The following is a 20,812-nucleotide window of genomic DNA, read 5'->3' as shown; positions in this document are numbered from 1 at the left end:
TCCGTCCTTGGTGTGCCTGTGCCCTCGGAGGAGAGTTGCGCGGAGCGCCCGTACGGAGGACAGGATCCGGCCGGAAACCGGTGCTCCTCCGCCGGTGATTGCCGCGTCAACCATCTCCGGCCGGGCGCAAGCCTCGCACAGACCCGCGGCCATCGGGAGAGGGGGAGCGGGCGGCACCACCGTGCGGTCGCCGCCGGTCACCGGACGTGGCCGGCCCGCTCTGCGCCGCCGCAGGTCACGGCGGCTGCAGGGCGCGGCTAGACCGCCGCGGGCCGTGTGTCCCCGCGGTCGGCGGCGTTCTCCGCCCCGGCCGCCGACGCCGCCCGCTGCCGGGCCTCCCGGCGGACCAGCATGAACCAGCCGACCGGCACCGCCGCGGCGAAGAGCCACCACTGCAGGGCGTAGGCGAAGTTCAGCGGCGCGTTCTCCTTGCCGGGGTCCCCCAGCAGCTCCGGGCTGCCGCCCTCGGGCTCGGGCGCGGTCTGGGCGATGTAGCCGCCGAGCACGGGGGCGTCCAGGCGCCTGGCCTGCTGCTCGCTGTTGATCAGCATGATCTGCCGCTCCGGCAGGCCCTTGAGGTTCTTGATGCCGCTGGCCTCGGTGGTCTCGTCGGGCATCAGCCGGCCCTTGATGGTGATCTCACCGCGCGGCGGTGCGGGGACCTCGGGGTACTCGGTCTGGCTCGCGCCGGGCACCCAGCCGCGGTTCACCAGCACGATCCGGCCGTCCTCGAGCACGAACGGGGTCAGCACATGGAAGCCGACCCGGTCGTCGGCGTTGGTGCGGCGGCGGACGACGACCTCCGCCTCGGTGTCGAAGCGCCCGGTGGCGGTCACGGTGCGGTACCGCTCGGCGCGGGTCACGGCGTGTCCCGGTGCGGCCAGCTCCTCGACGGGGACCGGCTTCGCCGCCAGCGCGTCCTCCACCAGCTGGTTACGGGCCGACCGCTCGTGGTAGCGGTCCATCTGCCAGATGCCCAGCCTGATCATCGTGGGTACGAGGAGCAGGGCGACCAGCGTGATGATCACCCACTGGCGGGACAACAGGAAGCGGTACACCCCACGACGGTACAACTCGGTCGTGGGGTGCGGTCAGCCGGGTGCGCCCTCGTGGCGGGCGCCCGGCCGGGTCCGTCACACGTGGTCGACGATGCCCGCCTTTCCCTCGGCGCGGGCGCAGTGCGCCCCGCAGTACCAGTGACCGTCGGCCTCCACGCCCTGGCCGATGATCTGCACCCTGCAGTGCTCGCAGATGGGGGCCATGCGGTGGATCGCGCAGGAGAAGCAGTCGAAGACATGGACCGCGCCCTGGGCGTGCACCTCGAAGGTCATTCCGTAGCTGTTGCCGCACACTTCACATGTCGCCATGCGCCACAGCGTGAGCCGTCCGCCCGGTGCGGGCGAGCGGGCGGCGGGCGAGTCGCCCGCCAATCACCCGTCCGTCCGGCACTCACCGTCCCCGCGGCACGCCCCCGTACGGTCCGCCCGCCGGCCGGGAGCCGTCAGCTCTCCGAAGCGGGCTCCACATCGGCGAGCAGCTGGCCGAACGCCGCCTCGTCCACGATCGGCGTGCCGTACTGCCGGGCCTTGACCACCTTGGACGTGCCCGAGTCCGGGTCGTTGGTGACCAGCAGGCTGGTCAGCCGGGACAGGCTGGTCGCCACATGCAGCCCGGCTTCCGTCGCACGGTCCTCCAGCAGCTCCCGCTCCACCGCGGTGTCACCGGAGAACGCCACCCGCATGCCCTGTTTGAGTCGCTTGCCCGGTTCGTACCGCCCGGGGTTGGGGTAGGGGCAGGCGGGCCGCTTGCGGGAAGGGCGCCAGTGGGAGGGACGGTAGCCGCCGGTGCCCTGCTGACGGCCGATCAGCGGACGCTCCTTCCACTCCGTCAGCGGCCGGCACTCGTGCAGCGGCAGCCGCATCCCGCTCGCCGCCGCGGCCCGCAGACTCGGACGGAACGCCTCCGCCAGCACCCGCGCATCGTCCAGGGCGTGGTGCGCCCGGCGCTGGACCACCCCGAAGTGCGCGGCGAGCGACTCCAGTCTGTGGTTGGGCAGCGGCAGCCCGAGCGCCTTGGCGAGCGCGATGGTGCACAGGCGCTGCCGCACCGGCGCCTCGATCCGGGCACGGGCGTACTCGCGGGCGATCATCTGCCAGTCGAAGACGGCGTTGTGCGCGACCAGCACCCGGCCCGCGAGCCGGGAGGCGAACTCCTCGGCGATGTCCCGGAAGAGGGGCGCGCCTTCCAGCACCTCGCTCGTCAGTCCGTGGATCCACACCGGGCCCGGGTCGCGCTCCGGATTGACCACCGTGTACCAGTGGTCCTCGACCTCGCCGCGCGCGTCCAGCCGGTAGACCGCCGCCGAGATGATGCGGTCGTCCCGGGCCAGTCCCGTGGTCTCCACGTCGACGACCGCGTATCCCTGGGGGTACGCGGCCGGCCACGCGGTGGGGGATGACGCTGCGGTGGTCAGGTCGTCGAGCATGGTTCATGAGGATACGGGCCGTGACCGACACCCCGGTCCGTCAGGTGCCGTGCGCCGGGCGGCCGTTCGCCCGGCGTGCCCGGCCCGTCCGCCCTCACCAGCGGATCGGCACCGGCAGTGCGGTGAGCAGACCCGACACCGCGACCACCAGGGCCAGCAGATACACCTCGCCGCGGGCGGGGGAGCAGGCGGTCAGCGGATCGCTCGCACGGGCCAGCCGGATCCGCGCCCACAGCGCCAGCGCGCACACCCCCACCATCAGAATCACCTTCGCCAGCAGCACCCGCCCGTACGCGGTGTCCGTCAGCTGTTCGAGGATCGTGCCGGGCGGCATCCGGCGCAGCGAACTGCACACGCCGGTCGCGGTGAGGGCGGCCAGCAGGAACGCCGCCACCCGTGCGTAGAGGCCCAGCAGCGCGCTGCCTTGCGGCGCGTCACGCCACCCACGCAGGGTGCGCAGCACATGCAGCAGGCCCCCGACCCACAGGGACGAGGCGGTGAGATGGACGAGGGTGAGCCCGGACCCGATCAGCGGGCTGTACTCGGTGGTGGGGTGGGCGCGCAGCGCCTCCGCGACGATGACCGCGGCCAGCGGCAGGGCCTGGGTGGCCGGGCGGGCGGAGGAGGCGCACAGAGCGGCCGCGAGGAAGCCGTTGACCTCCAGCAGGGCCAACTTGCCGTCGCGGGTGGCGTACAGCCCGCCGATGTCGATGTCGGCCGGGCTGTCCGGGATGAGATTGCCGGTGGCGACCACGGAGGCGAGTCCGAGCGCCGCCACGAAGCCGACCCAGCCGGCCGCAGCGGACCAGCTGCGCGGCCGGGCCGCGGGAGCGCCGGGTACGGAACGGGCGAGCCGGTCGGCGAACAGCTCGCCCACGGGTATCGCCAGCGCCGCGAACAGCACCGTGCGCAGCAGCCCGATGCCGCCCGTGCCGGGCGCGTCGGCCTCGCCGGTGCCGTGCAGTGCGGGCGAAGGGCCGAGCAGCGGTATCAGCGCGGCCAGCGTCACCAGCACGATCACGGCGACGGCCCGGCCGGTGCCGGAACGCCCGGTGCCCCGGTGGGCACCGGTCGCCCCGGATCTGGATCTCGTCACTGTCACCCCAGGATCTTCACAAGCACGTCAAGAGCCGGGCAAGTCCGGGCCCGGAACGGTGACATGAATGGCACAGTTGGCCATGCTTTGGACGTTTTCGGCCCCGTGTGTCCGGACGCCCGCGAGCACGACTCCCCGGGCCCGGGTGCTGGCCGTCCGGGTGGCCCGGGTGCCCGTCTGCTCACCACCACCGCGCCGGGTCCGTGCCCCAGGGGACCGGCGGCCGCTCCCAGTCGCGCGGCCCGCCGACGAACGACACCGGCGACAGCGCGTACCGCAGCCGCCCCAGGCCGCTGTCCCGCTCGGCCAGCCAGGGGCCGGCGGGCGGTGCGGGCTCAGCCGTCCGTGAGCCCGTGCTCCCCGCACTCTGCAGCAGCCAGCCGGCCGTCCGGGCCAGCGCCACCCGCACCAGACGGCTGCCGCCCTCCTCCGCCTGCTCGGTCAGCGCCCGCAGCACCCCCGCCGCCAGCAGATACCCCGAGCCGTGGTCCAGGGCCTGCGCCGGAAGCGCGCCCGGCTGCTCCGCCGAGCCCTCCAGGGCCGCGATGCCCGTGGCCACCTGCACCAGACTGTCGAAGCCCCGCCGCCCCCGCCACGGTCCGCTCCTGCCCCAGGCGGACAGCTGGGCCACCACCACCCCGGGCCGGCGCCCGGCGAGCTCCTCGGGCGTCAGCCCGAAGCGCTCCAGCGCGCCCGGCCGGTACCCGGTGAGGACGACGTCCGCCGAGGCGAGCAGCTCCTCGAAGACGGCCCTGCCGGCCCGCAGATCCAGCAGGGCCGACCGCTTGCCGAAGCCCGTGTCCGCGTGCTGGTCGGGGAGTTCGGGCAGCTGCGGCGTGTCCAGGCGCAGCACGTCGGCGCCGAGCAGGGCGAGCGTGCGGCTCGCGACCGGCCCGGCGAGGACCCGGGTGAGGTCCAGCACCCGGATCCCCGCGGCGGGCAGCAGCGGATCCCGGCGCACCGGAGCGAACGTGCGCGCCTGAGCCGCGTCCAGGCGCTCACGCTCCACCAGAGGGAGCCTCGCCACCGCCCGCGCCTGCTCGAGCGCCGCCCACTCCCCGGGCGCGCGCAGCGCCACGGCCAGACCACCGTGCGCGTACACGGCCTCCTCCACCTCGAGAGCCGGGCGCTCGGCGAGGGCCGCCGCGACCTGTGCCGGATCCTCGCCGGTGCCCAGGGTGTCCAGCAGCCGCGCCCGGTGGTGCGGGTAGTTGGCGTGGGTGCGCACCCAGCCGTCGGCCGTCCGCCAGAAGCGCGACAGCGGCGCGAACGTCTCCGGGGCCCGCCCGTCGACCAGCAGATGCCGCTCGCTGACGAACGCGGACGCCACGGCGCCGTCGTCCACCCGCACCTCCGGCACCTCCTCCGTCCCGGCCCGGCGGGCCGCCAGCTCGGCGGCGGCCAGCGCACACGCGCCCACGCAGGCGCGCGCCAGCTGCCGCACCGGGAGCCGCGCCGGCAGGACGCCGGGCCGTTCGACCGACGACACGCGGTCGACCAGGGCGGGATCGCCGCCCACCGCCGCCCAGGCGGAGGAGAGATCGGGAAGCAGAGTCATGACCGCACTATGCAGCACGACGTGATCCGGGAGAACGCGGCGCTCGGTACCGACGCGGCACCCGGTACCGACGCGGTGCCCGGTACCCACGAAGCGGGGGCCGGACGTCAGCCCGGCCCCCGCTGTCGCCGGCCGGAGAGCCGGCTAGCGCGTCAGTACGTCACCGCTTGACGGCGTCCAGCGCGTCGGCCACGCCCCAGCCGTAGAAACCGTTGCGGTTCTTCGGCCCCTCGCACACCGCGTCGACCTTGCCGTCGCCGTCGATGTCGTACGGGTCCGTGCACGGCGTGGCGTCGGCCTGCGCGTACAGCAGGGCCTTCACCAGCGCGGGCGAGGCGTACGGATGCGTCGACTTGATGAGCGCGGCGACGCCCGCGACATGCGGGGCCGCCATCGACGTGCCCGCCATGTAGCCCCACTGGCCGCCGGGCAGCGGACCCAGGATCAGACCGCTGGTCGCGGGCGGCTCCGGCGTCTGGTACGCCGTCGAGTCGCCGCCGGGCGCGGCGATGTCGATGACGCCCAGACCGTGGTTGGAGAACGACGACTTCAGACCCTTGGCGCCGGTCGACGCGACGGTGACGACCCCCGGCAGCTGAGTCGGTATGTCGAGGCACTCGGTCGGGTCGATGACCCGCTCGGCCGGGGTGGCGTCGTTCGGGGAGACCGGATCGGTGATCTCGTCGGCCGCGAGGTCGTAGTTCTCGTTGCCGGCCGCGGCCACATTGACCGCGCCCTTGCGCTCGGCGTACCGCGTCGCCCGGGAGACGGCCTCGAGGAGCGCCTTCTGGTCCGGGTCGTTCTTGCAGTTGAAGTACCAGGGGTCGGTGTAATAGCTGTTGTTGGTCACATCGACCCCGTGCTCGGCGGCCCACATGAAGCCGCACACCACGGCCTCGGCGTAGAAGTAGCCGTCCGGGTTGGACACCTTGATGCCCGAGACCTTCACGCCCGGTGCCACACCGGTCATGCCGACGCCGTTCTTGGCGGCGGCGATCTCACCGGCCACATGGGTGCCGTGCGGGCTCTCCGTCGGGCCGGGACGCCAGGCGCCCTCGCTGGTGTCCGGCTTGCCCGTCACGCAGTTGACGGACGCGGCCCGGTCGAAGTTGGGCGCGATGTCCGGGTGGGTGTCGTCGACGCCGGTGTCGATGACGCCGACGGTCACCTTCGGGCTGCCCAGCGACTTCTCGTGCGCCTTGTCCGCCTTGATGGCCTTCAGGTCCCACTGCAGCTCCTGCAGCGGGTCCTGGCCGGCGGCGGCCTCGGACGCGGCCTCGGCGACCTCCCGCTCGCTGAGCACCTTCGGGGCGCCCAGGTCGGTGGTGGCGGCCGACGGCAGCGGTGCGTTGCGGGTGGCACCCGCCGACTGGACCCCGTGCACCGTGCGCATGGTCCTGGCGAAGTCGGCGTTCGAGGAGTGCGCGACGATCACGCCGATCTTGTCGTACGAGGCGACGACCGTGCCGCCGGCCTTCGCGATCGCCTTCTTCACCTTGGCCGACGTGGCGTTCCCGCCCTTGATGTTGACGACATAGCTGAGCGGAGTGCCGTCGGTGGCCGCCGCGGCGGGCGTGTCCGCGGTGGGGGCGGCGGTGGCCGCGGTGTTCGGCAGGAACGCCAGCGCGGTCGCCATGGCCATCCCGGCCGGGATCACCAGGGCGCGGCGGTGGCGCGGGTGAGACGCTGTCATGGAGTCTCCAGTTCGGTCACGGAACGAGCTGAGGTGCCAGGACGTCCTGGCTGCACGGGATCGGGAGGCGCGGGCGTTCACCTGACCGCGCGCAGCGCGTCGACGATGCCGAAGCCGTAGAAGCCGTTGACCCGGCTGCCGCCCTCGCACGTCGCGTCCTGCGTGCCGTCACCGTCCAGGTCGTACGACTCGGGGCAGCCCGGGTTGTTCGCCTGCGCCTTCAGCAGGGCCTGGAGCGCGGCCGGGGGAGCCCACGGGTGCTTGGACTTCAGCAGCGCCGCCACACCGGCCGCGTGCGGCGAGGCCATCGAGGTGCCCTGCAGGAAGGCGTACTGGCCGTTCGGCATGGTGGACAGGATGCGCCCGTCCTTCGACGGGGTGTCCGGCGTCTGGTAGCGGCCGTCGCCACCGGGGGCGGCCACGTCGACCACGCCCTTGCCGTAGGTGGAGTAGTACGACTTGAGGTTGTTCACGCCCGTGGCGCTGACCGTGACCACACCCGGCAGCTGCGTGGGCAGGTCGAGGCACTCGCCCGGGTCGATGGTCCGGGTCACCGGCGTGGTGTCGTTGGGGCTGGACTCGTCGACGATCGCGTCCGAGGCGAGGTCGTGGTTGGAGTTGCCGGCCGAGGCGACGTGCAGGGTGCCCTTGCGCTGAGCGTACAGCTGGGCGCGGTTGACCGCGTCGAGGATGGCCCGCTGGTCCGGGTCGTCCTTGCAGTTGTACAGCCACGGGTCGACGTAGTAGCTGTTGTTGGTGATTTCCACGCCGTGGTCGGCGGCGAACATGAAGGCGCAGACCACGTTCTCCGGGTAGAACAGCCCGTTGTCCGGGTCGCTGACCTTGATGCCGGAGACCTTCACCCCGGGGGCGACACCGGCGACGCCGATGCCGTTGCGCGCCGCGGCGATCTCACCGGCCACATGGGTGCCGTGGTAGTCCTCGTCCGTGTACGGCCGCCAGGCGCCCTCGCTGGTGTCGGCCTTGCCGCCGACGCAGTTGGCCGACTGCGACTTGGAGAAGTTGGGGGCGAGATCCGGGTGGGTGTCGTCCACGCCGGTGTCGATGACGGCGACCGTCACCTTGCTGCTGCCCGGGTTGATGCGGGCGGCCTTGTCGGCGCCGATGGCCCGCAGATCCCACTGGTCGGCCTCGAGCGGCTCGCTGTCCGGCGTCCTGGCGGAGGCGGCCTCGATGCGTGCCGCCTCGTCGGCGGTCACGAAGTCGGCCGCGCCCAGGTCCGTGGTGCCGGCGGCCTTCAGCGGCGCGGTCCGGGTGGCGCCCGCCGACTGAACCCCCTTCACGCCCCGCATCTTCTTCGCGAAGTCCGGGTTCGCCGAGTGGGCGACGATCACGCCGATCCGGTCATGGGTGACCACGACGGTCCCGCCCGCCGCCGCGATCGCCTTCCGCACCGACGCGATGGTGCGGCGGTCCGCCTTGGTGTTGACGACATACGCCAAGGCGGTCGCGTCCGTCGCCTGCTCCGCCGAGGCCGGCTGCGGCGCCGCCGACGCCGTCGCGGGCAGGAAGCCCAGCGAGGCGGTCAGGGACAGCGCGACGGGCACGGCAAGGGCGAGGCGGCGTCTGGAACGCAGATGAGCCATGGGGTCTCCACATCATCCGGAACGGGACCGGCCCGAGGCAGGTGATGCTTCGGGCAGGTACATGACGGGTGGTGCAGGGTGAAGCTATCCAGCGATGTTGCCGTCCCACAACGTTTTGCCCGCAGGACTTCACACCGGCGGCCCGAACCTCTCGGTGAAGTGTCGCGTTACGTCTTGCGGAAAGAAGCGAATTCCGTTGAACCGGTCCTCGTGTCGCGCCGTGCCCCCCTGTGCGGGCAGAGCGAGGACCCTCGCTCTCCCCCTTGAAAGAACCGAGAGACAACCCCACCCGCAACGCGAGGAGACTCCGTGGCCGCCGATGCACCGCCCCCCTCGACAGAACAACACCGACTCCCCGGAGCAGAGGAGTTCACCGAGGTCCAGGAGAGCGCGGAGTTCGGTGAACTGCGCCGCTCCTACCGCTCCTTCGCCTTCCCGCTGACCGTCGGCTTCATCGTCTGGTACCTGCTGTACGTGCTGCTGTCCAACTACGCGGGCGGCTTCATGGGCACCAAGCTGTTCGGCAACATCAACGTCGCCTTCGTCTTCGGCGTGCTGCAGTTCGCCTCCACGTTCCTCATCGCCTGGTGGTACTCACGGCACGCGGCAGCCAAGCTCGACCCCAAGGCCGAGGCCATCAAGACCCGTATGGAGGGCGGCGCATGAGCCCCGCGATCACCCATGTCACCCTGGCCGCCAACGAAGCCAGCGAGCACCGCGGCCTGATCATCACCCTGTTCGCGCTCTTCGTGGTCGCCACCCTCGGCATCACCGTCTGGGCCGGCCGGCAGACCAAGGACGCCGCGGACTTCTACGCCGGCGGACGCCAGTTCAGCGCCTTCCAGAACGGACTGGCCGTCTCCGGCGACTACATGTCCGCCGCGTCCTTCCTCGGCATCGCGGGCGCCATCGCCCTCTACGGCTACGACGGCTTCCTCTACTCCATCGGATTCCTGGTCGCCTGGCTGGTCGCCCTGCTGCTGGTCGCCGAGCCGCTGCGCAACTCCGGCCGCTACACCATGGGCGACGTCCTCGCCTACCGCATGCGCCAGCGCCCCGTGCGCACCGCGGCAGGCACCTCCACCATCGTGGTGTCGATCTTCTACCTGCTCGCCCAGATGGCCGGCGCGGGCGTCCTGGTCTCGCTGCTGCTGGGCATCACCTCCGACGCCGGCAAGATCCTCATCGTGGCCCTGGTCGGCGTCCTGGTGATCGTGTACGTCTCCATCGGCGGCATGAAGGGCACCACCTGGGTCCAGATGGTCAAGGCCGTGCTGCTCATCGGCGGCACGGTGCTCATCACCTTCCTGGTGCTGCTGAAGTTCAACTTCAACATCTCCGACCTGCTGGGCAAGGCCGCCGAGAACAGCGGCAAGGGCGACGCCTTCCTGGAGCCCGGCCTGCAGTACGGCGCCGACAACCTCACCAAGCTGGACTTCATCTCCCTGGGCGTCGCCCTGGTGCTCGGCACCGCCGGCCTGCCGCACATCCTGATCCGCTTCTACACGGTGCCCAGCGCCCAGGCCGCCCGTAAGTCCGTGAACTGGGCCATCGGCATCATCGGCGGCTTCTACCTGATGACCCTTGCGCTGGGCTTCGGGGCCGCCGCACTGATCTCCCAGGAGGAGATCATCGCCTCCAACCCGTCCGGCAACACCGCCGCCCCGCTGCTCGCCCTGCACATCGGCGGCGTCGACTCGGCCTGGGGCGCGATCCTGCTCGCCACCATCTCGGCGGTCGCCTTCGCCACCATCCTCGCCGTGGTCGCCGGACTCACCCTGGCCTCGTCCTCCTCCTTCGCGCACGACATCTACGCCAACGTCATCCGCAGGGGGAAGGCCACCGAGAAGGAGGAGATGAAGGCGGCCCGCTGGGCGACCGTCCTCATCGGCGTGGTCTCCATCGCGCTGGGCGCCCTCGCCCGCGACCTCAACGTGGCGGGACTGGTCGCCCTGGCCTTCGCGGTCGCCGCCTCGGCCAACCTGCCGACCATCCTCTACAGCCTGTTCTGGAAGCGGTTCACCACCCAGGGCGCGCTGTGGTCGATCTACGGCGGCCTGATCGTCGCCGTCGGCCTGGTGCTGTTCTCGCCCGTGGTCTCCGGCGACCCCAAGGCGATGTTCCCGGACGTGGACTTCGCCTGGTTCCCGCTGAAGAACCCCGGCATCATCTCCATCCCGTTCGGCTTCCTGATGGGCTGGCTCGGCACCGTGCTGTCCAAGGAGGAGCCCGACACCAAGAAGTACGCGGAGCTGGAGGTCCGGTCGCTGACCGGCACCGGCGCCCACTGACGGCCACCGGCACCGGCTGACGGCCGGCGCCCGCCGACGCCCGTACGGACGGCCGCGTCACCGGGATCCGTAGATCCCTACGACGCGGCCGTTCCGCATCTCGTCACATCGGGTCGTCGTGGGTTGTCGGTGGCGTCACGTAGGCTCGCTGGTGTGCGGGCACGTGATCCGGGCGGACACGTGCACCGGGCGGATGCGCACGATCCACGTCGAGGGAGGGGGCCCCGTGCTCATCGACACCTACGGCCGAGTGGCGACGGACCTGCGGGTCTCCCTGACCGACCGCTGCAATCTGCGCTGCACCTACTGCATGCCCGAGGAGGGCCTGCAGTGGCTGGCCAAGCCCGACCTGCTCACCGACGACGAGATCGTCCGCCTCATCCGCATCGCGGTCACCTCCCTCGGCATCGAGGAGGTCCGCTTCACCGGCGGTGAGCCGCTGCTGCGCCCCGGCCTGACCGGCATCGTCGAGCGGGTGGCCGCCCTGGAGCCCCGCCCGCAGATGTCCCTCACCACCAACGGCATAGGTCTCCGGCGCATCGCCCCCGCCCTGAAGGAGGCGGGTCTGGACCGGGTCAACGTCTCCCTGGACACCCTGCGCCCCGAGGTCTTCAAGGCCCTCACCCGCCGCGATCGCCACCGGGACGTCCTCGACGGCCTGTACGCGGCCCGCGAGGCCGGCCTCACCCCGGTCAAGGTCAACTCGGTCCTGATGCCGGGGCTCAACGACGACGAGGCTCCCGACCTGCTCGCCTGGGCCGTGGAGCACGACTACGAGCTGCGTTTCATCGAGCAGATGCCGCTGGACGCCCAGCACGGCTGGAAGCGCGACGGCATGATCACCGCCGGGGACATCCTGGCCTCTCTGCGCACGCGCTTCGAGCTCACTCCCGAGGGCGAGGAGAAGCGCGGCTCGGCCCCGGCGGAGCGCTGGCTGGTCGACGGCGGTCCCCATGTGGTCGGCGTGATCGCCTCGGTCACCCGCCCCTTCTGCTCCGCCTGCGACCGCACCCGCCTGACCGCCGACGGCCAGATCCGCACCTGCCTCTTCGCCACCGAGGAGACCGATCTGCGCGGTGCCCTGCGCTCCGGGGCTGACGACGAGGAGATCGCCCGCATCTGGAAGCGGGCCATGTGGGGCAAGAAGGCGGGCGCCGGACTCGACGACCCGTCCTTCGTCCAGCCGGACCGCCCGATGTCCGCCATCGGCGGCTGACCCGCCCGCGACCGGTCGCCGGCTCAGCCCTCGGGCCGGTCCCGTCCTTCCCCCTGCTCCTGCCGGTTCTGCCACTCGTCGAACGGCACCACGTCCTTGAGGAACCCCCGTACGCCCAGGAACCGGGACAGATGCTCGCGGTGCTCCTCGCAGGCCAGCCAGGTCTTGCGGCGGTCTGGCGTGTGGATCTTCGGGTTGTTCCAGGCGAGCACCCATGCGGCGGGGGCGCGGCAGCCCTTGGCGGAGCAGATCGGCGTCTCGGGGTCAGGGTTGATCACCGTCCGACCCTAACCCGTTCGGCCCGCGGAAGGCCCGGGAAGGCCCGGGAAAGGGCTCGGCGAAAGGCCCGGGAAAGGGGCGACGCCGAGCAGCCACGGGGGGAGCTGCCCGGCGTCGGTCCGTCGCTCCGACGGGGGATGCGGAGCGCGTACGAAGTATGTCACGGGTCACCCCGCCGCTGGCACCGAAAGAGCATGATTGATCTGAGCTTTTCTTGAGCTTGGCGGGGAATCGGCTTCCGCTCCGGCCCGCCGTGCTCCCGGGTCCCGGAACTCACGAAGCCTCGGGCCGCTGCGTTCCTGCGCCCGGAGTCGGCTCCGGCGCCACTTCTTCCGCGCCCTCCCCGGCGGCGCCGTCATTCCTCCGGGGCGGCGTGATCATGGGCCGCAGCGGCGGTGTGATGAAGGTCGAGGGGGTCGTCGGCGCGTTCTCACGGCCCGCGTTGGCGATCACCACCGCGATGTACGGCAGCACCAGTCCGAGGACCAGCGCGACGACCGCGACATACCGCTCCACGTTCCACAGGCAGGCCGCGAGGATGACCGAGATCGTACGGATGGTCATCGAGATCACGTACCGTCGCTGCCGCCCCCGTACGTCCTCCTGGAGGCTCGCCCGCGCACCGGTGATCCGGAAGACCTGGGCGTCGCCGTGCTGTTTCCGCATCACACTCACCATCCGCCCGCGCCTCGGAGAACATCACCACGTTACGCCGTGTGCGCGGCGCTCACGAGACCGGGTCCCCGGCCCCGCACTCCCGACGTGCGGGGCCGGGGGAGTGGGCCGACACTGGCTGTACTGCTCGCGTCAAGCGGCATGTCCAGTGGTATGTCCAGCGGTACGAGGAGGCGGTCATGGGCTGGTTGTGGGCCATCATCGTGGGATTCGTGCTCGGTCTGATCGCCAAGGCGATCATTCCCGGCAAGCAGCACAGCCCCCTGTGGCTGACCACCATCGGCGGCATCCTCGGTGCCATCGTGGGCAACGCGGTGGCGCGGGGCTTCGGCGTGGAGGAGACTCCCGGCATCGACTGGAGCCGTCACATCTTCCAGGTGGTGGCCGCCGTGATCATCGTCGGTCTGATCGACGCGCTGTACATGCAGGTCCGCGGGAACAAGAGACAACGCGCTTAGCCGGCGCCGGCCGCCCAGGGGCCGGTCGGCACGCCGGGCACGACGAAGGGGCGGTCCCGGACCACAGCCCGGAACCGCCCCAGCTGAGTACGCGGCCGCCGCGGCGGCTCAGGCGCCGGTGACCTCCACCGCCGCCAGGTTCTTCTTGCCCCGGCGCAGCACCAGCCACCGCCCGTGCAGCAGATCCTCCTTCGCCGGGACCGCGTCCTCGCTCGCGACCTTGACGTTGTTCACGTAGGCGCCGCCCTCCCGGACGGTGCGCCGCGCGGCCGACTTGCTCGGCACCAGGCCCACCTCGGCGAACAGGTCCACCACAGGACCGAGCTGGGACACCTGGACGTGCGGCACCTCCGACAGCGCCGCGGCCAGCGTCCGCTCGTCCAGCCGGGCCAGCTCGCCCTGCCCGAACAGCGCCCGGGAGGCGTCGATCACGGCCTGCGTCTGCTCGGCACCGTGCACCAGCGTGGTCAGCTCCTCCGCCAGCGCCCGCTGGGCCGCCCGCGCCTGCGGGCGCTCCTGCGTCTGCCGCTCCAGCTCCTCCAGCTCCTCACGGGACTTGAAGGACAGGATCCGCATGTAGGTGGAGATGTCCCGGTCGTCCGCGTTCAGCCAGAACTGGTAGAAGGCGTACGGCGTGGTCATCTCCGGGTCGAGCCAGACGGCGCCGCCCTCGGTCTTGCCGAACTTGGTGCCGTCCGCCTTGGTCAGCAGCGGCGTCGCCAGCGCATGCACCTCGGCCTGCGGCTCCAGCTTGTGGATCAGGTCCAGGCCCGCCGTGAGGTTGCCCCACTGGTCGCTGCCGCCCTGCTGGAGGGTGCAGTTGTAGCGCCGGTACAGCTCCAGGAAGTCCATGCCCTGCAGCAGCTGGTAGCTGAACTCCGTGTAGCTGATGCCCTCGGCGGACTCCAGCCGCCGCGCGACCGAGTCCTTCGTCAGCATCTTGTTGACGCGGAAGTGCTTGCCGATGTCGCGCAGGAACTCGATGGCCGTCAGGTTGGCCGTCCAGTCCAGGTTGTTCACCATCCTCGCGGCGTTCTCGCCCTCGAAGGACAGGAACGGCTCGATCTGCGCGCGCAGCCGCTCCACCCAGGCCGCGACCGTCTCCGGGTCGTTCAGCGTGCGCTCCGCGGTGGGGCGCGGGTCGCCGATCTGGCCGGTCGCGCCACCCACCAGCGCCAGCGGGCGCAGGCCCGCCTGCTGCAGGCGGCGCATGGTCAGGACCTGCACCAGGTGGCCGACGTGGAGGCTGGCCGCGGTCGGGTCGAAACCGCAATAGAACGTGACGGGACCGTCCGCGAGCGCCTTGCGCAATGCGTCCTCGTCAGTGGACAGGGCGATCACGCCACGCCACTTCAGCTCGTCGACGATGTCCGTCACGTCTCTCGTGTCTCCTTGATGATCTTCGGCCGGCCGGGTGACGGCCGATTGCGACGCCTACGAGGTTATACGCCCCGGCTGACCGAGCTCATATTGAAATCCGGCACGCGCAGCGGGGGCATCGCCGCCCTGGTGAACCAGTCGCTCCACTCCCTGGGCAGCGTCTTCACGGTGCGCCCCGCCTCGGTGGCCCGGCCCAGCAGGTCCACCGGGGACTCGTTGAACCGGAAGTTGTTCACCTCGCCGGTGACCTCGCCGTTCTCCACCAGGTACACCCCGTCCCTGGTGAGCCCGGTCAGCAGCAGCGTCGCCGGGTCGACCTCGCGGATGTACCACAGGCAGGTCAGCAGCAGGCCCCGCTCGGTGGCCGTGACCATCTCCTGAAGCGACCGGTCCTCGCCGCCCTCCAGGATCAGGTTGTCGATCGCCGGGGCCACCGGCAGCCCGGTCAGGCGGGCGCTGTGCCGGGTGGTGGTCAGCCGGTGCAGCTCGCCCCCGCGGATCCAGTCCGTGGCCGCCAGCGGCAGCCCGTTGTCGAACACCGACTGGTCGCCGCCCGAGGAGTGCGCGATCACGAACGGCGCCGACTCCAGGCCCGGCTCGTTCGGGTCGCTGCGCAGCGTCAGCGGCAGCCCGGACAGCTTCTCGCCCACCCGGGTGCCGCCCGGCTTGGAGAACACCGTGCGGCCCTCGGCCGCGTCCCGCCCGGAGGCCGACCACATCTGGTAGATCAGCAGATCCGCCACCGCGCTCGGCGGCAGCAGCGTCTCGTAACGGCCCGCGGGCAGCTCGAGCCGCCGCTCGGCCCAGCCGAGACGCACCGCCAGCTCGGCGTCGAGGGCCGCCGGGTCGACGTCCGTGAAGTCCCGCGTCGAGCGGCCCGCCCACGCGGAGCGGGTGCGGTCCGGCGACTTGGCGTTGACCTCGAGCGTCCCGTTGGGCTGGTCGTGGCGCAGCCGCAGCCCCGTGGACGTGCCCAGGTAGGTGGAGACCACCTCGTGGTGGGCGAAGCCGTACAGTTCACGGCCGCCCGCCCGCGCCCGGGCGAAGGCCTCGCCCAGGGCCGGCGCGAAGTCGGCGAACACGGCCGAGGAGGTCTCCGCGGGCGCCTCGGTGAACTCGGGGGATTCCGGCACCCCGGTGACCAGGGGCTGCGCGTCCTCGGCGGGTCCTGCGCCGCGCGCGGCGGCCTCGGCGGCCCGCACCAGCGGCTCCAGCTCGTCCATGGTCACCGCCGAGCGGGACACCACCCCGGAGGCGGTGCCCTCCGCGCCGTCCACCGTGGCGATCACGGTGAGGGTGCGCCCGCGGGTGACCCCGTTGGTGGTCAGCGCATTGCCCGCCCAGCGCAGATTGGCGGTCGACTGCTCGTCGGCGATCACGACACAGCCGTCGGCCCTGGACAGCTCCAGGGCCCGCTCGACGATCTCGTGCGGCTTGCTGACACGCGCGCTCATCGGCCTGCCTCCTGCGTGGTGTTCAGAACGTTGACTGACGTGAAGAGCGCGGACGGGCAGCCGTGCGAGACCGCCGCCACCTGCCCCGGCTGCGCCTTCCCGCAGTTGAAGGCGCCCCCGAGGACGTAGGTCTGCGGCCCGCCGACGGCAGCCATGGAACCCCAGAAGTCGGTGGTGGTGGCCTGGTAGGCGACGTCCTTGAGCTGGCCGGCCAGCCGGCCGTTCTCGATGCGGTAGAAGCGCTGCCCGGTGAACTGGAAGTTGTAGCGCTGCATGTCGATGGACCACGACCGGTCGCCGACCACATAGATGCCGCGGTCGACCGACCCGATCAGGTCCTCCGTCGACATCCCGGCCGGGTCCGGCCGGAGGGACACATTGGCCATCCGCTGCACCGGCACATGGGAGGGCGAGTCGGCGTAGGCGCACCCGTTGGAGCGCTCGAAGCCGGTCAGCCGCGCGATCCGCCGGTCCAGCTGGTAGCCGACCAGCACGCCGTCCCTGACCAGGTCCCAGGACTGCGCCTCGACGCCCTCGTCGTCGTAGCCGATGGTGGCCAGGCCGTGCTCGGCGGTGCGGTCGCCGGTGACGTTCATCAGTTCCGAGCCGTAGCGCAGCTTGCCCAGCTGGTCGAAGGTGGCGAACGAGGTCCCCGCGTAGGCGGCCTCGTAGCCGAGGGCGCGGTCCAGCTCGGTGGCGTGCCCGATGGACTCGTGGATGGTCAGCCACAGGTTGGACGGGTCGATCACCAGGTCGTACAGGCCGGGCTCCACGCTCGGCGCGCGCATCTTCTCCGCGAGCAGCTCGGGGATCCGTGCCAGCTCGTCGTCCCAGTCCCAGCCGGTGCCCCGCAGATACTCCCAGCCGCGGCCGGCCGGCGGCGCCAGGGTGCGCATGGAGTCGAACTCGCCGCTCGACTCGTCCACCGACACCGCCGTGAACACCGGATGCAGCCGCACCCGCTGCTGGGTGGTCACCGTGCCGGCCGTGTCGGCGTAGAACTTGTTCTCGTGCACGGTGAGCAGCGAGGCGTCCACATGGTCCACGCCGGGCGCCGCGAGCAGCCGGGCGCTCCACTCGGCCAGCAGCCCGGCCTTCTCCTCGTCCGGCACGGTGAACGGGTCGATCTCGTACGAGGACACCCACGTCCTGTCGGCGTGCACCGGCTCGTCGGCCAGCTCCACGCGCTCATCGGAACCCGCGGCCTCGATCACCTGCGCGGACAGCTTCGCCATGGCCACCGCCTGGGAGGCCACCTTGGCGGCGGCGTCCGGGGTCAGATCGACACCTGAGGCGAATCCCCAGGTCCCGCCGTGCACCACCCGCACCGCGTACCCGAGGTCGGTGGTGTCCGACGATCCCGCGGGCCTGGCGTCCCGGAACCGCCAGGACGCGTCCCGCACCCGCTCCAGCCGGAAGTCCGCGTGCTCCGCGCCGAGCGACCGCGCACGGGCCAGCGCGGCGTCGGCGAGGGCGCGCAGGGGCAGGGCCGTGAAGGCTTCGTCAATGCTATGAGGCACCTACGTCTCTTCCTGTCGGTGTTCTCGGCGTTCTGAGTGTCTTGGTGTTGCGGTGTGTTTTCGTGCTGCCGGTGTCATCGGCACGGCCGTCGCTGCGCATCATGTCGTGTCGCCGGGGGAGGGACCACAGGTTTCCCCGCGCGGCCGGGGCCTTCTGTAGGGACCCGACAGTGCGATCCACCGCCCACTGTCGGTGCCCGAATGTTCCCGGGCACACCACGACCGATAGGTTTTCGGTGAAGCCGCCTGTCGTCGCAGCCTGTCCTCCAGGTGCCCGGGCGGATGTCCACAGACCGCTACCGAAAGGGTGATCCGTTGAGCCGCTCGGTTCTCGTCACCGGAGGCAACCGGGGCATCGGCCTCGCCATCGCCCGCGCTTTCGCCGACGCCGGCGACAAGGTCGCGTACACCTACCGCTCGGGTGAGCCGCCGGCCGCCCTTGAGGAGGCGGGCTGCCTCGCCGTCAAGTGCGACATCACCGACGCCGAGCAGGTGGAGCAGGCCTACAAGGAGGTCGAGGAGGCGCACGGCCCCGTCGAGGTCCTGGTGGCCAACGCCGGCATCACCAAGGACCAGCTCCTGATGCGCATGTCCGAGGAGGACTTCACCTCGGTCGTCGACACCAACCTCACCGGCACCTTCCGCGTGGTCAAGCGCGCCAACCGCGGCATGCTGCGCGCCAAGAAGGGCCGCGTGGTGCTGATCTCCTCGGTCGTCGGGCTGCTCGGCTCCGCGGGCCAGGCGAACTACGCCGCCTCCAAGGCCGCCCTGGTCGGCTTCGCGCGCTCCCTCGCCCGTGAGCTGGGCTCGCGCAACATCACCTTCAACGTCGTCGCGCCCGGCTTCGTCGAGACCGACATGACCAGGGCGCTCAACGAGGAGCAGCGCTCGAGCATCCTGTCGCAGGTGCCGCTCGGCCGCTACGCGCAGCCGGAGGAGGTCGCCGCGACGGTGCGGTTCCTCGCCTCGGACGACGCCTCGTACATCACTGGAGCCGTCATCCCCGTTGACGGCGGACTGGGAATGGGTCACTGAACACCATGAGCGGAATTCTCGAGGGCAAGCGCGTCCTCATCACCGGTGTGCTGATGGAGTCGTCCATCGCCTTCCACGCCGCCAAGCTGGCCCAGGAGCAGGGCGCCGAGATCATCCTGACCGCGTTCCCGCGGCCCACGCTGACCGAGCGCATCGCCAAGAAGCTGCCCAAGCCCACCAAGGTGATCGAGCTCGACGTCACCAACGACGAGCACCTCGGCCGGCTCGCCGACCTGGTCGGAGAGGAGCTGGGCGGCCTCGACGGCGTCGTCCACTCCATCGGCTTCGCCCCGCAGGACGCGCTCGGCGGCAACTTCCTCAACACGCCGTTCGAGTCGGTCGCCACGGCCATGCACGTCTCCGCCTTCTCCCTGAAGTCGCTGACCATGGCCTGCCTGCCGCTGATGCAGAACGGCGGCTCGGTCGTCGGCCTCACCTTCGACGCGCAGTACGCCTGGCCGCAGTACGACTGGATGGGCCCCGCCAAGGCCGCCCTGGAGGCCACCAACCGCTACATGGCGCGTGACCTGGGCAAGCAGAACATCCGCTGCAACCTCATCTCCGCGGGCCCCATCGGTTCCATGGCGGCCAAGTCCATCCCGGGCTTCAGCGAGCTGGCCTCGGTGTGGGACAGCCGCTCCCCGCTGGAGTGGGACCTGAAGGACCCGGAGCCGGCCGGCCGCGGCATCGTCGCGCTGCTGAGCGACTGGTTCCCGAAGACCACCGGCGAGATCATCCACGTGGACGGCGGGCTGCACGCCATCGGCGCCTGACCGCACGTCTCCGCCCGGGGCCCGCGTCCGTGCACGGACGCGGGCCCCGGGTCTGCCGGCCTCGGCCGGTACGTGCCGGTGGGGTGCCCGTCGTGTCACCCGTTCGGCTCAGCCGGGCGGGCGGGGCGGAACGGCGCCGGGGCATCGTGGAGGTGCGCGTCCACCGCGTGATCCCCCTCACCAGTACGGCCGAGGAGGTCCCTTGTGCGCTTTTTCCGCCTGGCCTCAGCGACCGTCGCCGTCGCCGTCGCGCTCGCCCTTCCGTACGAGGCGGCGGCCCACCCGCGTGTGAAGGCCGACCGGGTCCCGGCCGGCCACCCGACGGCCCTGGGCACCGGGGACGACGAGGACGCCGACGACTTGTTCGGGGCGTCGTGCTTCATCCGCGTCGAGGACTCCTGGGTGACCGCCTACTGCCACAATCCCTATCCGGACATCGACCTGGTGCGGCTGCACGTCGAGTGCGCCCATTGGTGGGACCTGGACAGCGACTCCCGCGCCGTCGCCGCCGGACCGGCGCAGACCGTGAAGCTGACCGGACGCTGCTGGCAGAAGGTGCGCTCCGCGTGGATCAGCCACCAGCGGGCGAGCTGAGCGGCGCCGGGCGGCAGCCGAAGGCGTAGGAGGCGGCCTCCTCGGCGGCGGCCGCCGCGTCCTGCGCCCGGATCGCCTCCACCAGCCGGCCGTGGTCCATGTGGGCCTCCGGGTTCAGCTCCTGGCCCACGTCCTCGCGCAGCCAGTCCCGCAGCACCTCGCTCAGGTCCGCGTACATCGTGGTCATCACGTCGTTGTGGGAGGCGGCCACTACGGCGAGGTGGAAGGTCGCGTCGGCCGCCACGAACGCCTCCGCGTCGCCCGACTCCCAGGCCGCCTCGCGGCGCTGCAGCAGGGTGTCGAGCTGCTTGAGGTCCTTCTCCGTGCGCCGCTCGGCGGCCAGCCGCGCCCCGGCCGACTCCAGCGTGGAGCGCAGCTCGGCGATGTGCCGGGGGTCGGCGTCGGCGAAGCGGCGGTGCATCACGCCCGCCAGCTCGCTGGTGGCCACGACGTACGTCCCCGAGCCCTGGCGGATGTCCAGCAGCCCGTTGTGCGCCAGCGCCCGCACCGCCTCGCGCACCGTGTTGCGGGCCACCCCGAGCTGCTCGACCAGCTCCGGCTCGGTGGGGATGCGGGAGCCGATGGGCCACTCGCCCGAGGTGATCTGGCTCCGCAGCGCGGCGATGACCTGCTCGGACAGTGCCGAACGGCGGGGGTGGGTCAGGGGCATGGCACATACCTTCGCACGGTCGGGGGTG

General features: G+C 71.7%; 20 protein-coding genes. 7 read left to right on the top strand and 13 right to left on the bottom strand.

All coding sequences use genetic code 11. From position 1 onward, the window contains the following. Positions 1 to 257 precede the first annotated feature (257 nt). The 7 genes from HCJ93_RS04605 to HCJ93_RS04575 all read right to left on the bottom strand — a co-directional run bounded on the left by HCJ93_RS04605 (position 258) and on the right by HCJ93_RS04575 (position 8,439). Entirely contained in the window at positions 258 to 1,058 is an 801-nt protein-coding gene (locus tag HCJ93_RS04605; RefSeq protein WP_167991303.1) for an SURF1 family cytochrome oxidase biogenesis protein, read from the bottom strand. 75 nt (positions 1,059 to 1,133) lie between these two features. After that, complete coding sequence (locus HCJ93_RS04600) at positions 1,134 to 1,367, bottom strand: metallothionein (protein WP_167991302.1); 234 nt, start codon at positions 1,365 to 1,367, stop codon at positions 1,134 to 1,136. Between the two features lie 134 nt (positions 1,368 to 1,501). Beyond that, positions 1,502 to 2,485, bottom strand: coding sequence for a DEDDh family exonuclease (locus tag HCJ93_RS04595; RefSeq protein ID WP_167991300.1), 984 nt, complete (start codon positions 2,483 to 2,485; stop codon positions 1,502 to 1,504). A 94-nt stretch (positions 2,486 to 2,579) separates the two neighbouring features. Then, entirely contained in the window at positions 2,580 to 3,587 is a 1,008-nt protein-coding gene (locus HCJ93_RS04590) for a CopD family protein (RefSeq protein ID WP_167991298.1), read from the bottom strand. Positions 3,588 to 3,762: 175 nt separating this feature from the next. Further along, positions 3,763 to 5,139 (bottom strand): CoA transferase, encoded by a 1,377-nt coding sequence (locus tag HCJ93_RS04585; protein WP_167991296.1) that lies wholly within the window; start codon positions 5,137 to 5,139, stop codon positions 3,763 to 3,765. Positions 5,140 to 5,299: 160 nt separating this feature from the next. Then, entirely contained in the window at positions 5,300 to 6,832 is a 1,533-nt protein-coding gene (locus tag HCJ93_RS04580) for a S8 family peptidase (RefSeq protein ID WP_167991295.1), read from the bottom strand. Between the two features lie 77 nt (positions 6,833 to 6,909). Then, the gene (locus HCJ93_RS04575) at positions 6,910 to 8,439 is read right to left on the bottom strand and encodes a S8 family serine peptidase (protein WP_167991293.1); all 1,530 of its coding nucleotides are present in this window, start codon (positions 8,437 to 8,439) and stop codon (positions 6,910 to 6,912) included. Positions 8,440 to 8,748: 309 nt separating this feature from the next. On the opposite strand from HCJ93_RS04575, the gene HCJ93_RS04570 reads away from it, so the two are divergent. The 3 genes from HCJ93_RS04570 to moaA all read left to right on the top strand — a co-directional run bounded on the left by HCJ93_RS04570 (position 8,749) and on the right by moaA (position 11,946). Continuing rightward, positions 8,749 to 9,105 (top strand): DUF485 domain-containing protein, encoded by a 357-nt coding sequence (locus HCJ93_RS04570; protein ID WP_167991292.1) that lies wholly within the window; start codon positions 8,749 to 8,751, stop codon positions 9,103 to 9,105. After that, positions 9,102 to 10,730 carry a monocarboxylic acid transporter gene (locus HCJ93_RS04565; protein WP_167991290.1) on the top strand — a complete coding sequence of 543 codons (1,629 nt, stop codon included), beginning with the start codon at positions 9,102 to 9,104 and terminating at the stop codon, positions 10,728 to 10,730. The genes HCJ93_RS04570 and HCJ93_RS04565 overlap by 4 nt, the downstream gene beginning before the upstream one ends. A gap of 226 nt (positions 10,731 to 10,956) precedes the next feature. Beyond that, on the top strand, positions 10,957 to 11,946 hold the full coding sequence (gene moaA, locus HCJ93_RS04560) for a GTP 3',8-cyclase MoaA (RefSeq protein ID WP_167991288.1): 990 nt from the start codon (positions 10,957 to 10,959) through the stop codon (positions 11,944 to 11,946). A gap of 23 nt (positions 11,947 to 11,969) precedes the next feature. On the opposite strand, the gene HCJ93_RS04555 is transcribed toward moaA, so the two are convergent. Together HCJ93_RS04555 and HCJ93_RS04550 are read right to left on the bottom strand one after the other, a co-directional pair. Further along, positions 11,970 to 12,224 carry a hypothetical protein gene (locus HCJ93_RS04555; protein WP_167991286.1) on the bottom strand — a complete coding sequence of 85 codons (255 nt, stop codon included), beginning with the start codon at positions 12,222 to 12,224 and terminating at the stop codon, positions 11,970 to 11,972. A gap of 274 nt (positions 12,225 to 12,498) precedes the next feature. Further along, on the bottom strand, positions 12,499 to 12,891 hold the full coding sequence (locus HCJ93_RS04550) for a DUF3099 domain-containing protein (protein WP_167991285.1): 393 nt from the start codon (positions 12,889 to 12,891) through the stop codon (positions 12,499 to 12,501). A 188-nt stretch (positions 12,892 to 13,079) separates the two neighbouring features. Between HCJ93_RS04550 and HCJ93_RS04545 the strand changes: the two genes are divergently transcribed. Then, positions 13,080 to 13,358, top strand: a complete 279-nt coding sequence (locus tag HCJ93_RS04545) for a GlsB/YeaQ/YmgE family stress response membrane protein (protein WP_167991283.1) — start codon at positions 13,080 to 13,082, stop codon at positions 13,356 to 13,358. Between the two features lie 108 nt (positions 13,359 to 13,466). Here the strand turns inward: HCJ93_RS04545 and tyrS are convergent, their stop codons facing one another. The 3 genes from tyrS to HCJ93_RS04530 form a co-directional block, all read right to left on the bottom strand. Then, the gene (gene tyrS, locus HCJ93_RS04540) at positions 13,467 to 14,735 is read right to left on the bottom strand and encodes a tyrosine--tRNA ligase (protein WP_167991281.1); all 1,269 of its coding nucleotides are present in this window, start codon (positions 14,733 to 14,735) and stop codon (positions 13,467 to 13,469) included. 65 nt (positions 14,736 to 14,800) lie between these two features. After that, on the bottom strand, positions 14,801 to 16,192 hold the full coding sequence (locus HCJ93_RS04535) for a metallopeptidase TldD-related protein (RefSeq protein WP_167991280.1): 1,392 nt from the start codon (positions 16,190 to 16,192) through the stop codon (positions 14,801 to 14,803). After that, positions 16,189 to 17,712 (bottom strand): TldD/PmbA family protein, encoded by a 1,524-nt coding sequence (locus HCJ93_RS04530; RefSeq protein ID WP_167991278.1) that lies wholly within the window; start codon positions 17,710 to 17,712, stop codon positions 16,189 to 16,191. The genes HCJ93_RS04535 and HCJ93_RS04530 overlap by 4 nt, the downstream gene beginning before the upstream one ends. Before the next feature lie 315 nt (positions 17,713 to 18,027). Here HCJ93_RS04530 and fabG point away from each other — a divergent pair, with 315 nt between their 5' ends. From fabG to HCJ93_RS04515, 3 genes are all read left to right on the top strand, one after another. Further along, positions 18,028 to 18,747: a 3-oxoacyl-[acyl-carrier-protein] reductase gene (fabG, locus tag HCJ93_RS04525; RefSeq protein WP_167991277.1), complete on the top strand. Its 720-nt coding sequence runs from the start codon at positions 18,028 to 18,030 to the stop codon at positions 18,745 to 18,747. Between the two features lie 5 nt (positions 18,748 to 18,752). Then, on the top strand, positions 18,753 to 19,520 hold the full coding sequence (fabI, locus tag HCJ93_RS04520) for an enoyl-ACP reductase FabI (RefSeq protein ID WP_167991275.1): 768 nt from the start codon (positions 18,753 to 18,755) through the stop codon (positions 19,518 to 19,520). Positions 19,521 to 19,724: 204 nt separating this feature from the next. Further along, the gene (locus HCJ93_RS04515; protein WP_167991273.1) at positions 19,725 to 20,114 is read left to right on the top strand and encodes a hypothetical protein; all 390 of its coding nucleotides are present in this window, start codon (positions 19,725 to 19,727) and stop codon (positions 20,112 to 20,114) included. Here HCJ93_RS04515 and HCJ93_RS04510 read toward each other — a convergent pair. After that, positions 20,092 to 20,784, bottom strand: coding sequence for a FadR/GntR family transcriptional regulator (locus tag HCJ93_RS04510; protein WP_167991272.1), 693 nt, complete (start codon positions 20,782 to 20,784; stop codon positions 20,092 to 20,094). The genes HCJ93_RS04515 and HCJ93_RS04510 overlap by 23 nt on opposite strands. Between the last annotated feature and the right edge of the window lie 28 nt (positions 20,785 to 20,812).

Origin of the sequence: Streptomyces composti, assembly GCF_012034205.1 — a bacterium.
In the GTDB taxonomy this organism is placed as follows: domain Bacteria; phylum Actinomycetota; class Actinomycetes; order Streptomycetales; family Streptomycetaceae; genus Streptomyces; species Streptomyces composti.
This window is presented reverse-complemented; position numbering and strand designations above follow the sequence as displayed.